The 12,503-nt window shown below is 72.3% G+C and carries 14 protein-coding genes; 5 read left to right on the plus strand and 9 right to left on the minus strand.

The genetic code is table 11. From position 1 onward, the window contains the following. Positions 1-110: 110 nt before the first annotated feature. A complete protein-coding gene (locus tag ACIQE0_RS18595) occupies positions 111-227 on the minus strand; it encodes an SGM_5486 family transporter-associated protein (protein WP_366337453.1) in 117 nt (38 codons plus the stop codon). A 122-nt stretch (positions 228-349) separates the two neighbouring features. After that, complete coding sequence (locus ACIQE0_RS18600) at positions 350-1,681, minus strand: CynX/NimT family MFS transporter (RefSeq protein ID WP_402333306.1); 1,332 nt, start codon at positions 1,679-1,681, stop codon at positions 350-352. A gap of 151 nt (positions 1,682-1,832) precedes the next feature. On the opposite strand from ACIQE0_RS18600, the gene ACIQE0_RS18605 reads away from it, so the two are divergent. Beyond that, positions 1,833-2,516 carry a FadR/GntR family transcriptional regulator gene (locus tag ACIQE0_RS18605; protein WP_402333309.1) on the plus strand — a complete coding sequence of 228 codons (684 nt, stop codon included), beginning with the start codon at positions 1,833-1,835 and terminating at the stop codon, positions 2,514-2,516. An 81-nt stretch (positions 2,517-2,597) separates the two neighbouring features. On the opposite strand, the gene fabI is transcribed toward ACIQE0_RS18605, so the two are convergent. Both fabI and fabG read right to left on the minus strand, forming a co-directional pair. Next, positions 2,598-3,368, minus strand: coding sequence for an enoyl-ACP reductase FabI (gene fabI, locus ACIQE0_RS18610; RefSeq protein ID WP_366337448.1), 771 nt, complete (start codon positions 3,366-3,368; stop codon positions 2,598-2,600). 5 nt (positions 3,369-3,373) lie between these two features. Beyond that, positions 3,374-4,078 (minus strand): 3-oxoacyl-[acyl-carrier-protein] reductase, encoded by a 705-nt coding sequence (gene fabG / locus ACIQE0_RS18615; RefSeq protein ID WP_366337446.1) that lies wholly within the window; start codon positions 4,076-4,078, stop codon positions 3,374-3,376. A gap of 473 nt (positions 4,079-4,551) precedes the next feature. Here fabG and tyrS point away from each other — a divergent pair, with 473 nt between their 5' ends. The 3 genes from tyrS to ACIQE0_RS18630 all read left to right on the plus strand — a co-directional run bounded on the left by tyrS (position 4,552) and on the right by ACIQE0_RS18630 (position 6,948). Further along, positions 4,552-5,955, plus strand: a complete 1,404-nt coding sequence (gene tyrS, locus ACIQE0_RS18620; RefSeq protein WP_366337444.1) for a tyrosine--tRNA ligase — start codon at positions 4,552-4,554, stop codon at positions 5,953-5,955. Between the two features lie 159 nt (positions 5,956-6,114). Further along, positions 6,115-6,477, plus strand: coding sequence for a DUF3099 domain-containing protein (locus ACIQE0_RS18625; RefSeq protein ID WP_366337442.1), 363 nt, complete (start codon positions 6,115-6,117; stop codon positions 6,475-6,477). A 228-nt stretch (positions 6,478-6,705) separates the two neighbouring features. Continuing rightward, on the plus strand, positions 6,706-6,948 hold the full coding sequence (locus ACIQE0_RS18630; protein ID WP_366337440.1) for a hypothetical protein: 243 nt from the start codon (positions 6,706-6,708) through the stop codon (positions 6,946-6,948). Here the strand turns inward: ACIQE0_RS18630 and moaA are convergent. The 3 genes from moaA to ACIQE0_RS18645 form a co-directional block, all read right to left on the minus strand. Further along, positions 6,931-7,920: a GTP 3',8-cyclase MoaA gene (gene moaA, locus ACIQE0_RS18635; RefSeq protein ID WP_402333315.1), complete on the minus strand. Its 990-nt coding sequence runs from the start codon at positions 7,918-7,920 to the stop codon at positions 6,931-6,933. The two genes, ACIQE0_RS18630 and moaA, sit on opposite strands and share 18 nt — an antisense overlap. A gap of 179 nt (positions 7,921-8,099) precedes the next feature. Next, the gene (locus tag ACIQE0_RS18640; RefSeq protein WP_402333317.1) at positions 8,100-9,722 is read right to left on the minus strand and encodes a cation acetate symporter; all 1,623 of its coding nucleotides are present in this window, start codon (positions 9,720-9,722) and stop codon (positions 8,100-8,102) included. Beyond that, a complete protein-coding gene (locus tag ACIQE0_RS18645) occupies positions 9,719-10,153 on the minus strand; it encodes a DUF485 domain-containing protein (RefSeq protein WP_366337434.1) in 435 nt (144 codons plus the stop codon). Before ACIQE0_RS18645 ends, ACIQE0_RS18640 begins: the two co-directional genes overlap by 4 nt. A 188-nt stretch (positions 10,154-10,341) precedes the next feature. On the opposite strand from ACIQE0_RS18645, the gene ACIQE0_RS18650 reads away from it, so the two are divergent. Then, entirely contained in the window at positions 10,342-10,533 is a 192-nt protein-coding gene (locus ACIQE0_RS18650) for a hypothetical protein (RefSeq protein WP_402333322.1), read from the plus strand. A 237-nt stretch (positions 10,534-10,770) separates the two neighbouring features. Here ACIQE0_RS18650 and ACIQE0_RS18655 read toward each other — a convergent pair whose 3' ends face one another. Together ACIQE0_RS18655 and ACIQE0_RS18660 are read right to left on the minus strand one after the other, a co-directional pair. Then, entirely contained in the window at positions 10,771-11,517 is a 747-nt protein-coding gene (locus tag ACIQE0_RS18655; RefSeq protein ID WP_366337430.1) for a lysoplasmalogenase, read from the minus strand. Then, the gene (locus tag ACIQE0_RS18660; RefSeq protein ID WP_402333325.1) at positions 11,514-12,428 is read right to left on the minus strand and encodes a sterol desaturase family protein; all 915 of its coding nucleotides are present in this window, start codon (positions 12,426-12,428) and stop codon (positions 11,514-11,516) included. Before ACIQE0_RS18660 ends, ACIQE0_RS18655 begins: the two co-directional genes overlap by 4 nt. Positions 12,429-12,503: the final 75 nt, after the last annotated feature.

Genomic DNA, 12,503 nt, shown 5'->3' on the forward strand with positions numbered 1-12,503 from the left:
ACGCTACGGATCCCCGGCGGCCGTTCCCATCGGGGAAGCCACCCATTCATCCCTGAGACCGGCCCCCTAGGGGATGGGGGGACAACCCCACCCCGGGCCGGTGCCGCCGGTCATCGTGCGGCGATGCTCGCGATGACGGCGACGACGACGGTCACCCCGAGCATCAGGCCCAGGACTTGCAGCAGCTTCTTCTGGCCGCCTTGCGGATTCGGTTCGAGCACTGGCATGCGCCCAGTGTCGCACCCGCCCCCCGCACCTCCCCCGCCAGGGCTCGCGTTCGGGTGCGCGGGGCGGGGAACGGCGCCCTGACCGGCGGCCGCGCGCCCCCGGGCCGCGCGGCCGCCGGCCGTCACCGCTCGTCCTCGATGCGGCGGTTCCGGCCCGCCAGCACGCCCACCGCGATCTGCGGCACCATCAGCACGACCATCAGCCCGATCGGCAGCCCCCAGCCCCCGCTGTGCTGGTAGAGCGTGCCGACCAGCAGCGGCCCGGGAATGGAGATCAGGTACCCCACGCTCTGCGCGAAGGCGGACAGCTTGACCACCCCGGCCGGGCTGGCGGAGCGCATCCCGATCATCGTCAGGGCAAGCGGGAAGGCGCAGTTGGAGACGCCCATCAGCAGGGCCCAGACCCAGGCCCCGGCGGCCGGGGCCAGCCACAGGCCGGTGTAGCCGGCCAGTCCGCAGACACCGAGGGCGACCACCAGCGGCCCCTGGTGCCGCATCCGGGACGCCCACCGCGGCAGGACGAAGGAGAGCGGGACGCCGACCGCCATGGTGACGGCCAGCAGCACCCCCGCGGTGCCCGCCGAGACCCCGGCGTCGCGGAAGATCTGCGGCATCCACCCCATGGTGATGTAGGCGGCGGTCGCCTGGAGGCCGAAGAAGACGGCCAGCGCCCAGGCGGTCGGCGACGCGGTGATCCGGATGGCGGGCTCCGCGGCTCCCGGCGCGCCGCTTCCCGGTGCCGGTGCCGCGGCGGCGGGCCGCCTCCGGAGCACCGCCAGCCACGGCAGCACCGCGAGCGCGGCGAGCAGCGCCCATACGGTCAGCCCGGTGCGCCAACTGCCGCCCAGCGCGGCCGTCATGGGGACGGTGAGCGCCGCGGCGAGCGAGGTCCCCATGGCCAGCGCCATGGAGTACACCCCGGTCATCGCGCCGACCCGGTCGGGGAACCAGGTCTTGATGACCACCGGCAACAGGACGTTGCTGACCGCGATGCCGGCCAGCGCCAGCGCGCTGCCGGCCAGGAACCCGGGCGTACCGCCGGCGTACGGACGCACCGCGACGCCCACCGCGATCGCGGCCATACCGGCGCAGACGACCGCGCCGGGCCCCCAGCGGCGGGCGAGCCGGGGCGCGGCGAAGCCGAAGACCGCGAAGCACAGGGCCGGTACGGAGGTCAGCAGGCCGGCGGCCGTGCCGCTCATGCCGAGCCCTTCGCGGACCTCCTTCATGAGCGCGCCGAGGCTGGTGACGGCCGGGCGGAGGTTGAGCGCGGCGAGCACCAGGCCGGCGACCACGATCCGCGGCAGCCAGCGGCCGGCCGGGCCCGGCTCCGGCCCGCCCTCGGGTACGGCGCCCGCGGCGGGCCGGGCCGCACCGGTCCCTTCGGCGGGCGGAGCGGAGGAGGTCGTGGACCCGGCGGCCGGGCCGAGGGTGGCGAGGTCGTCGTCTGACATAGGGGCCACCATAGAATCATGGGATGAATACCTCCAGTCGTTATCGGTAGCCTCGACACAACCCCACGGCACCACGGACCCCGCCGGCCGGCCCGTGTCCGCCCCGCCGCCGTCCGTCCGGCCCACCGGCCCCAGCCCCCGGAGCCCCCCGATGCCCCTGACCTCGCCCCGCCGGTCCGCGCTGGCGGACCAGGTGATCGCGCAGCTGCGCGCCCAGATCACGTCCGGCGACTGGCCGGTGGGGTCCCGCATTCCGACCGAACCGGAGCTCGTCGAGCAACTCGGGGTGGCCCGCAACACCGTCCGCGAGGCCGTACGGGCACTGGCGCACAACGGCCTGCTCGACATCCGGCAGGGCTCGGGCACCTACGTCGCCGCCACCAGCGAGTTGGCCGGGGTGATGCACCGCCGGTTCGCCGACGCCGACCCCCGGCACGTCGCCGAACTGCGCTCCGCCCTGGAAACCGAGGCCGCCCGGCTCGCCGCGCGCCGCCGCACGGAGCAGGACCTGCGCCAGCTCGACGCGCTGCTGGAGCGCCGCGAGGGGGCCTGGGAGTCCGGCGCCGCCGAGGCGTTCGTGGACGCCGACGCCAGCCTGCACATGGCGGTGGTGGCCGCTTCCCACAACGACGTACTGGCCGCGATCTACGCCGATCTCGGCGGTGTGCTGCGCGAGTTCCTGCGGGCCGACGTCGGCACCGTCCTGCGCCCCGAGGCCCACATGGACCACTCCCGCCTGGTGGCGGCGATCCGTGCCGGGGACGGCGCACGGGCCGCCGCCGAGGCGAGCGCCCATCCCTTCGGGTGCCGGGGCCCGCTCACGGCCTGCGACTGACCTCGGGCCCCGGGCCCGTACCACGCGAAACTGCCCGCCCCGGGCAGTCCGGGACGGGCAGTTCGTCGAGCGCGACGGGCGTCAGGCGCCCATCATGTGCACGCCGCCGTCGACGTGGACGATCTCGCCGGTGGTCTTCGGGAAGAAGTCCGACAGCAGGGCCACGATGCCGCGGCCAGCCGGCTCCGGGTCGGCCATGTTCCACTGCAGCGGGGAGCGGGTGTTCCAGACCTCGGCCAGGTCGGAGAAGCCGGGGATGGACTTGGCGGCCATCGAACCGATCGGGCCCGCCGAGACGAGGTTGCAGCGCACGTTGCGCTCGCCGAGGTCACGCGCCAGGTAGCGGCTGGTGGCCTCCAGGGCGGCCTTGGCCGGGCCCATCCAGTCGTACTGCGGCCAGGCGAACTGGGCGTCGAAGGTCAGGCCGACCACCGCGCCGCCCTCCTCCGGCATCAGCGGGAGGCACGCCATGGTCAGCGACTTCAGGGAGAACGCCGAGACGTGCATGGCCGTGGCGACCGACTCGTAGGGCGTGTTGAGGAAGTTGCCGCCGAGCGCGTCCTGCGGGGCGAAGCCGATGGAGTGGACGACGCCGTCCAGACCGCCGAGCTCGTCGCGGACCAGGCCCTCCAGACGGTCCAGGTGCTCCTGGTTGGTCACGTCCAGCTCGATGACCTTGGCGGGCTTGGGGAGCTTCTTGGCGATGCGCTCGGTGAGCGTCGGCCGCGGGAACGCGGTCAGGATGACCTCGGCGCCCTGCTCCTGCGCGACCTTGGCCGCGTGGAAGGCGATCGAGGACTCCATCAGCACACCCGTGATCAGGATGCGCTTGCCGGCGAGGATTCCACTCATGCTGATCAGTGACCCATGCCCAATCCGCCGTCGACGGGAATGACGGCTCCAGTGATGTACGCGGCCTCGTCGGAGGCCAGGAAGCGGACCGAGGCGGCGACCTCCTCGGGCTGCGCGTAGCGCGCCAGCGGCACCTGCTTCACGATGCCCTCCCGCTGCTCGTCGCTGAGCACGCGGGTCATGTCGGTGTCGACGAAGCCGGGGGCGACCACGTTGACGGTGATGTTGCGGCTGCCCAGCTCACGGGCGAGCGAACGCGCGAAGCCGACCAGGGCGGCCTTGGAGGCGGCGTAGTTCGCCTGCCCCGGGGCGCCCATCAGGCCGACCACCGACGAGATCAGGACGATCCGCCCCTTGCGGGCCCGCAGCATCGCCCGGTTGGCGCGCTTGACCACCCGGAACGTGCCGGTCAGGTTGGTGTCCAGGACCGAGGTGAAGTCCTCCTCGGACATCCGCATCAGCAGCTGGTCGCGGGTGATGCCGGCGTTGGCCACCAGCACCTCGACCGGACCGTGCTTCTCCTCGATCTCCTTGTACGCCTGCTCGACCTGCTCGGCGTCCGTGATGTCGCACTTCACGGCCAAAAATCCCGCCGGAGGTTCGCCCGAGCGGTAGGTGATGGCGACCTTGTCGCCTGCCTCGGCGAAGGCACGGGCAATGGCCAGGCCGATGCCGCGGTTGCCTCCGGTGACCAGAACCGAGCGGCTCAAGAGATCACCCTTTCCGTGTCCTGTCCGTCTTGCGTTCGCTACGAAACTATCGGTCACGGGCCCCTTCCGAGGAATCGAGCCCACACAGGGGCGTGCCCCGGTTCACTGTCGGGTCTCCACAGAATCGCGGCCTGACGCGCCTCCCGGCCCGTCCGACGCCACCGGCCCCGGCCGCACGGTCCGCGGGGCGCGGCGGCGCCCCGGGCGTCGCCTCCGGCGCACGTCCGATCGCGGACGACGCGCCCCGGGCCGCCGCCCGGACGGTGGCGCAGGCCGTCGACAACCTCCTACCGGGGCGCGGGAGTTGGACCGCCCTCGACGCGGGGGCGGACGCCGCCGGGAAGGAGGGCGGAACGGGGCGGCGGCGGCCGCGCCCACCGGGCCACCGGATATCCCGGCGACCCCTTGGGACCGGCCTAATAGACTGTCGCCCTGTCCTCCCGTTTCGGGAACCACGATCGATCAGGGACGCCATGACACGCCTCGGCGAATCCGTCGCCCGCGCCAGCACACTGCTCTCCGCCGACCTCTCCTCGGACGACACCGTCCGGGAGCTGCTCCAGGAGACCCGTGAGCGGCGCTATCTGGACCTGACGGACCTGCCGGCCAAGGAGCAGGCCGAGCTGATCGCGTCCCGCACGGTCGAGGTGCTGCCGGGCGTGACGAAGCTGGCCGAGCGGATCGAGGAGCGCCGGGCCGCGGGCCAGGGCCTGCACATCAAGCTCGGGATCGACCCGACGGCCACCGACGTCCACCTCGGGCACGCGGTGCCGCTGATCGTCCTCAGCCGGTTCCAGCGCCTGGGCCACGCCGTCACCCTCATCATCGGCGACTTCACCGCCAAGATCGGCGACCCGTCGGGCCGTACGGCCGAGCGGCCGCCGCTGACCGACGAGGACATCGCGCACAACCTCGCCACCTACCGCGAGCAGGTCCGCCCCTTCTTCGACTTCGAGAAGGTCAGCTTCCGGCAGAACAGCGAGTGGCTGGCGCCGTACACCTTCCCGGAGCTGCTGGGGCTGCTCGCCCAGGTGCCGGCCTCGCAGCTGCTCCAGCGCGAGGACTTCCGCAACCGGCTCGCGGCCGGCTCGGGCCTGACCATGACCGAGCTGCTCTACCCGATCGCGCAGGGCCTGGACTCGGTGGCGCTGGAGTGCGATGTGGAGCTGGGCGGCTCCGACCAGCTGCTCAACCTCCAGATGGGCCGCAAGCTGATGGAGCTGCGCGGGCAGCGGCCGCAGCTGGTGGTGACCATGCCGCTGATCGAGGGCACGGACGGCACCGGCGCCAAGATGTCCAAGTCCAAGGGCAACTACGTCGGGTTGAGCGCGCCCGCCGACGACGTCTTCGGCAAGATCATGTCGGTGCCGGACCGGCTGATGGAGCCGTACCTCAAGGCGTGGACCGAGTGGACCGACGCCGAGATCACCCTCGTCCTGGGCCGGGTCGCCGAACGGTCGCTGCACCCGATGGACCTCAAGAAGGTCCTCGCCGGCGAGGTCGTCGCGGCGCTGTACGGGCTGGACGCGGCGATGGCGGCCCGGGCCGGTTTCGTGGCCCAGTTCTCCAAGAAGTCGTTCGCGGACGTGGAGTCGCTGCCGGTCGTGGACGCCGGTGAGCACGGTGCGCAGACCGTCGCTGCGGTACTGACCACGGTGCTGGAGTTCACCCCGAGCGCCTCGGCGGCGCGGCGCCTGGCGAAGCAGAACGCGCTGCGGCTGGTGATCGAGGGCGAGGGCGGCCAGTCCACGGTGGTGCTGGCGGAGGCCGACGCGGTGCGGCCGCTGGCCGAGGTGCTGGCGGAGAAGGCTGCCGACGTGACGGGCACCGCGTACCTCAAGGCCGGCCGCAAGCTGGCCCAGATCACCGGCCGTTAACGACCGTCACGGCGGGGTGTCCGGACCTACGACGTCTGCCGGACACCCCGTACGCCGTCGATACGACCCGGCCTCGTCGGGGCGGAGGGGGCGGCGTACCGTGGATTCTGACCGGAAATCGGGGAGAATCCGGCAGGACCGAGCAGGTGGTGGAACGTGATGCGGAAGCAGAGCGGCGGCGTCGAGGCCTTCCGGATCACGGGGGCCCGTCAGGGGCTGACCGAGGACGTGCGGGGCCGCCAGCGGCGGTATGTGATCTCGATGGCGGTGCGGACGGTGGCCGTGGTGCTCACCGCCGTGCTGTGGAACATCGAGCGCCCGATTGCCATCGCAACGCTCGTGATCGGCCTGGGGCTCCCGTACATCGCGGTGGTGATCGCCAACGCCGGCCGGGAGAACGTCCCCTCGCTGCCCTCGACGTTCGTCAAACCCACGCGGCAGATGCTGACTTCGGGCGACGCGGAATCCGTTGCGGAACGGCCGGCGGCGGACTCGACGGAGCCGCCCGGTGAACGCCGCTGAGCTTTGCTGAAGCCGATCGCCCAGCAAAGCTCAAGAAAAGCTCAGATCAATCGTGCGGTTCCGGTGCACCGCGCACCATCCCCCGTGACATACTGCGTACGCGCTCCGCATCCCCCGTCGGAGCGACGGACCGACGCCGGGCGGCTCCCCCCGTGGCTGCCCGGCGTCGCCATGTCCGCGACCGGGCCGGCGCCCCAGGGGCGCGAGGCCGGGACGTAGGGTTGAGGCGTGAACTCCCCGAACGCTCCCGAGAATGCCACCGTCTGTTCGGCCAAGGGCTGCCGCGCCGATGCGGTGTGGGTGGTGGCCTGGAACAACCCGAAGCTGCACACGCCGGACCGGCGCAAGACCTGGCTGGCGTGCGAGGCGCACCGGGAGCACCTGTCGCAGTTCCTCGCCGTGCGCGGATTCCTCAAGGACGTGGTGACGCTTGCGGAATGGGAGCGGCGGCCGTCAGCCTCCGATGGCTGACATGGGGCGCGCCGGCTGGAGGAAGGCCGGGTCGTCGAGACCGGAACCGGCCTTCTTGCCCCACATGGCGAGCTTCCAGATGCGGGCTATCTCCGCGTCGGGGGCGCCGGAGCGCAGCGCGGTGCGCAGGTCCGTCTCCTCGGTGGCGAACAGGCACGTGCGGATCTGGCCGTCGGCGGTGAGCCGGGTGCGGTCGCAGGCGCGGCAGAACGGGCGGGTCACCGAGGCGATCACGCCGACGCGGTGCGGGCCGCCGTCGACGATCCAGCGCTCGGCGGGCGCGGAGCCGCGCTCGTCCTGATCCTCGGGGGTGAGGGTGAAGCGGGTGCGCAGCGAGGCGAGGATGTCGCCTGCGGTGATCATGCCGTCGCGCTTCCAGCCGTGCTGGGCGTCCAGCGGCATCTGCTCGATGAAGCGCAGCTCGTAGGAGTTCTCGACGGCCCAGGCCAGCAGGTCGGGGGCCTCGTCGTCGTTGAGGCCGGGCATCAGGACGCTGTTGACCTTGACGGGGGTCAGGCCGGCGGCGCGGGCGGCTTCGAGTCCCTGGAGGACGTCGGCGTGCCGCTTGCGGCGGGTCAGTGCCTGGAACACGTCGGGCCGGAGGGTGTCGAGCGAGACGTTGACCCGGTCCAGGCCGGCGGCGCGCAGGGCGGCTGCGGTGCGCGCCAGGCCGATGCCGTTGCTGGTCAGCGACATCCGGGGGCGGGGGGTGAGCGTGGCGACCCGCTCGACGATGCCGACCAGGCCGGGGCGGAGCAGCGGCTCGCCGCCGGTGAAGCGGACCTCCTCGATGCCGAGGTCGCGGACGGCGATCCCGATCAGGCGGACGATCTCGTCGTCGGTCAGCAGATCGGGCTTGGCCAGCCACGCGAGGCCCTCTTCGGGCATGCAGTACGTGCACCGCAGATTGCACCGGTCGGTGAGCGAAACCCGCAGGTCAGTGGCGACTCGGCCATAAGTGTCGATGAGCACTGGGCCCCCTCCCCGAGAGTGTGGATCGGTCTGTCGATCAGTACATCGTCGAGCCTACGCGATGGGTCCGACAGTGAGGAGGCGTGAGAAGCACGAGGTGGGTGGGGCGCGGTCGTAGCTCCCTACGAGCGCACCCCGCCCGTGGACGGCTGGGGCGGCTCAGCGCCCGTGGGGGTGGCTCAATGGGCGCCGGTCCCGGTGAGCGAACGGACCTCCAGTTCGGCGTACTTCGCGGCGTCCGGTGCCTCCTTGGAGAGCAGGGAGCCGAGCCAGCCGAGGAAGAAGCCCAGCGGGATGGAGATCAGGCCCGGGTTCTCCAGGGGGAAGAAGGCGAAGTGGGCGCCGGGGAACATCGAGGTCTCCTTGCCCGAGACGACGGGCGAGAAGAGGACGAGGAGGACGGAGGAGAGCAGGCCGCCGTAGATGGACCACAGGGCGCCCTGGGTGGTGAAGCGCTTCCAGAAGAGGCTGTAGAGGAGGGTGGGGAGGTTGGCGGAGGCGGCGACGGCGAAGGCGAGCGCCACCAGTCCGGCGACGTTGAGGCTGCGGGCGAAGACGCCGAGGACGATGGCGACCGCGCCGATGCCGACGGTCGCCCAACGGGCCGCGGCGACCTCCTCCTTCTCGGTGGCCGCGCCCCTGCGGAGCACGTTGACGTAGAGGTCGTGGGCGAAGGAGGAGGACGAGGCGAGGGTGAGGCCGGCGACCACCGCGAGGATGGTGGCGAAGGCGACGGCGGAGATGACGGCCAGCAGGATGGCGCCGCCGGTGGAGCCCGCGCCGCCGCCGATCTCCTGGGCGAGCAGCGGGGCGGCGGTGTTGCCGGCCTTGTTGGAGCCGGTGATGGTGGCGGGCTTGAGGAGGGCCGCGGCGCCGAAGCCGAGCGCCAGGGTCATCAGGTAGAAGACGCCGATGATGCCGATCGCCCAATTCACCGATTTCCGGGCGGCCTTGGCGGTGGGGACGGTGTAGAAGCGGATGAGGATGTGCGGCAGGCCCGCGGTGCCCAGGACGAGCGCCAGGCCGAGGGAGATGAAGTCGATCTTCGAGGTGGCGGTGGCCCCGTATTTGAGGCCGGGCTCCAGGAAGGCCGCGCCCTTGCCGCTGTTCTCGGCGGCGGCGCCGAGCAGCGCGGAGGGGTTGAAGTGGAACCTCCAGGCCACCAGGAAGGTGATCAGCAGGGTGCCGGCGATCAGCAGGACGGCCTTGACCATCTGGACCCAGGTGGTGCCCTTCATGCCGCCGATGGTGACGTAGAGGATCATCACGATGCCGACCAGGATGACGACGAGGATCTTGCCGGCCTCGCTGGTGATGCCCAGGAGCAGGGTCACCAGGGCGCCGGCGCCGGCCATCTGGGCCAGCAGGTAGAAGATCGAGACGACGATGGTGGAGGTGCCGGCGGCGGTCCGGACCGGGCGCTGGCGCATCCGGTAGGCGAGGACGTCGCCCATGGTGAAGCGGCCGGAGTTGCGCAGCGGTTCGGCGACCAGGAGGAGCGCGACGAGCCAGGCGACGAGGAAGCCGATGGAGTACAGGAAGCCGTCGTAGCCGAAGAGGGCGATGGCGCCGGCGATGCCCAGGAAGGACGCGGCCGACATGTAGTCCCCGGAGATGGCCAGGCCGTTCTGGAAGCCGCTGAACTGCCGTCCGCCGGCGTAGAAGTCGTCCGCTCCCTTGGTCTGCCGGCCGGCCCAGACGGTGATGCCGAGGGTGGCGGCGACGAAGACCGCGAAGAGGGTGACGATCAGGGTGCGGTGCTCGCCGGCGCCGCCGGCGGCGAGGTGGTGGGTGAGGTTCATGCGCCGGCCCCCTGGACACCGGTCTGCTCGGGGCCGCCCTCCGGGGCGTCGGTCCGGGCCCCCGGGGAGGCGTCCGCCGGTGGGGCGGTGAGCGGGCCTTCCAGGCGGGCCTTGAGGGCCTCGGCCCGGGGGTCGAGGCGGGCGGCGGCGTGCCGGGAGTACCACCAGGCGATCAGGAAGGTGGTGGCGAACTGCGCGACGCCGAGCACCAGGGCGACGTTGAGATGGCCGGCGACCTTGGTGGCCATGAAGCCGCCGGCGTAGCTCGACAGCAGGACGTAGGCGAGGTACCAGAGGACGAAGGCCACGGTGAGCGGGAAGGCGAACGAGCGGTGTGCGCACCGGAGTTCGGCGAACTCCGGGCTCGACTGCACCTGGAGGTAGTCGGGCGGGGACTGGGGTCCCCGGTCGGCGTGGGGTGCGGTGGTCACGGAGTCTCCTGACGCTCGGCGAGCGGGTGCCGGGGCCGACGACAAGGCCCCGATAAGTGACGTGGGTCACGCATCGTAGGGCCGTCGGACGCAACGCGACAGACGGTGGTTGGTTGAATCCCCGAAGAAAATCGGAGGAACGGGCGCACCGGCCGCCACCGCCACGACAGCGCTTCGTTGGGCCGGTCATGACGCCGCCACCCCGACAGGACCCGCCGCCGCACACCCCTCGCCGACGCCCGTACGGGAGCGCCCGGCTGCCCGCGCCGATCGCCGTCCCGCCGTCGCGGCCGCGCCCGGGGGCGGACGCCCCGCGCTGGTACGGCCCGCGCGTCCCGCTGCCGCCGCTGAGCATGGGAACGCTGCGCCGCCAGACCTGACTACCCGTCACATCACCGCCCCGAAGGGGGTTTCCGTGCTCCCGCCGAGAGCCGCGTGAAGGTTCACATGGAGAGGCGCGCGGGGAGGCGCGCGGAGGTTCAACTGCACGGACGACGCCGGTCGGACCGCCGTCGTTGACGCGGCGGCCCGGGCCGCGAACCAGGCGCGGGAGATGCCGCGGTGCGGTCGGGCCCCGGGGTACGCGCCTCCGCCTTCAGGGCCCCGCGAGCGCAGGATCAGCCCGCGGAGTGCGCCACCGTCGTGCGCGCCCCCTGGGGAGCCGGGTCGGTCGGCTCGGCCGCCGCCGCCAACACCCCGACGGCCAGGGCGCATTGGGCGGCCGCGTAGGTGAACATGACCCAGAACTGGGGGGCGGGCAGCTGGGGCCAGCGGGCGATGCCGGTGGCGATCAGCGAGTCGGAGAGCAGGAAGAGCAGGCCGCCCGCGGCGGCCCAGAGGCCCGCCCGGAGCGCGCCGAACGCCATCGCGGTGAGCAGCAGGCTGTAGCCGGCCACCGGGACCCGCAGGTCGGCCGGCAAGTCGGGCCAGAGCAGCACCACGGTGGTGGCCAGGACGGCCGCGTACAGTCCGGCGGCCGCGGCGGTGCGCGACCTGCGGGGGCTGATCGGCCCGCCGTGCCGGGCGAACAGCACCAGGTAGCAGAGGTGTCCGGCCGCGAACGCGCCCATGCCGACCAGGAACGCGGTGCCGCCGCCGATCTGGAGGAGGGTGTCGCCGCCGCAGCCGAACAGCAGCGCCCCGACCAGCAGCGGCGGGCCGCCGCGGAGCAGGACGTACGCGGCGAGCAGCGGCATCAGGGCCGGCTTGGTGAGGTGGACGACGGTCTCCGCGAAGGCCGCGGGGCCGCTCCCGGGTGCGGCGGCGGTGTGTGCCACCAGGGCGACGAGGTGACCGGCGGCCAGGACGGCGAAGGCCGACAGCAGGACCCGTGCGGCGCGCGGCCGGGGCGTGAGCGGCCTCATGCGGCGGACTCCTTCGCGACCGGCTCCGCGACCAGATCGGCGGCGGGCTCCGCCGCCCCCGCCACCGCGGCGGCGCGGATCCGGGCCGGCTGCCAGCCCGGCCCGCGGAACACCCGCCCGGCGCGCTCGCTCCAGCTCTCCGCGCCCCGGATGTCGCGGGCGATGGCGGCGTACTCGTGGGTGGCGACCCGCAGCGGGTTGAAGCTGTCGATGTTCTTGGTGAGCCCGTAGACGGGCCGCTCGGCCTCGGGGACGAACGAGCCGAACATCCGGTCCCAGATGATCAGGATCCCGCCGAAGTTACGGTCCAGGTAGCCGCCTTGGGAGGCGTGGTGGACGCGGTGGTGCGAGGGCGTGTTGAACACGAACTCGACGGGGCGGGGCAGCGTGCCGATCCGCTCGGTGTGGACCCAGAACTGGTAGACGAGGTTGGCGCCGGAGGTGAAGGCGATCACGGCCGGGTGGACGCCCAGCGCGACCATCGGCACGTAGAACGGCCAGACCGTCCAGCTCGTCCACGGCTGCCGCAGCGCGGTGGTGAGGTTGAACTTCCGGCTGGAGTGGTGGACCACATGGCAGGCCCACAGCACGCGGATGACGTGGTGGCCGCGGTGCGACCAGTAGTAGAAGAAGTCCTGCGCCAGCAGCATCAGGAGCAGCGTCCACCACAGGACGGGGATGCGCAGCGGGGTCAGCTCGTAGACCGCGGCGTAGATCGCCACGATCGGGATCTTCCACAGCGCGTCGAAGACCAGGCTTCCCAGCCCCATGGTGACGCTGGTGACCGCGTCCTTCGCCGCGTACCCCTCGGCCTCCTCGTCGGGGTGCAGGCGGTAGCTCACCATCTCCACGACGGTGAGCAGGACGAAAGCGGGTACGGACCACAGCACGACATCGGGCAGGTGCGGCATGCCCCGCACCATAAGTGCGCCGACGGGCGTACCGCTAGGGGTAGTTACTCAGAAGTATGCGAGACACGGTGTCAG

This window comes from Streptomyces sp. NPDC093097, assembly GCF_044754325.1.
GTDB lineage: Bacteria > Actinomycetota > Actinomycetes > Streptomycetales > Streptomycetaceae > Streptomyces.

Excerpts from the sequence above, each read along its gene's own strand:
- ACIQE0_RS18595 (WP_366337453.1), bottom strand. The coding sequence starts at position 227 with ATGCCAGTGCTCGAACCGAATCCGCAAGGCGGCCAGAAGAAGCTGCTG.
- ACIQE0_RS18600 (WP_402333306.1), bottom strand. The coding sequence starts at position 1,681 with ATGTCAGACGACGACCTCGCCACCCTCGGCCCGGCCGCCGGGTCCACG.
- tyrS (WP_366337444.1), top strand. The coding sequence starts at position 4,552 with ATGACACGCCTCGGCGAATCCGTCGCCCGCGCCAGCACACTGCTCTCC.
- ACIQE0_RS18640 (WP_402333317.1), bottom strand. The coding sequence starts at position 9,722 with ATGAACCTCACCCACCACCTCGCCGCCGGCGGCGCCGGCGAGCACCGC.
- ACIQE0_RS18655 (WP_366337430.1), bottom strand. The coding sequence starts at position 11,517 with ATGAGGCCGCTCACGCCCCGGCCGCGCGCCGCACGGGTCCTGCTGTCG.
- ACIQE0_RS18660 (WP_402333325.1), bottom strand. The coding sequence starts at position 12,428 with ATGCCGCACCTGCCCGATGTCGTGCTGTGGTCCGTACCCGCTTTCGTC.
- ACIQE0_RS18605 (WP_402333309.1), top strand. The coding sequence starts at position 1,833 with ATGCCCCTGACCTCGCCCCGCCGGTCCGCGCTGGCGGACCAGGTGATC.
- fabI (WP_366337448.1), bottom strand. The coding sequence starts at position 3,368 with ATGAGTGGAATCCTCGCCGGCAAGCGCATCCTGATCACGGGTGTGCTG.
- ACIQE0_RS18625 (WP_366337442.1), top strand. The coding sequence starts at position 6,115 with ATGCGGAAGCAGAGCGGCGGCGTCGAGGCCTTCCGGATCACGGGGGCC.
- ACIQE0_RS18650 (WP_402333322.1), top strand. The coding sequence starts at position 10,342 with ATGACGCCGCCACCCCGACAGGACCCGCCGCCGCACACCCCTCGCCGA.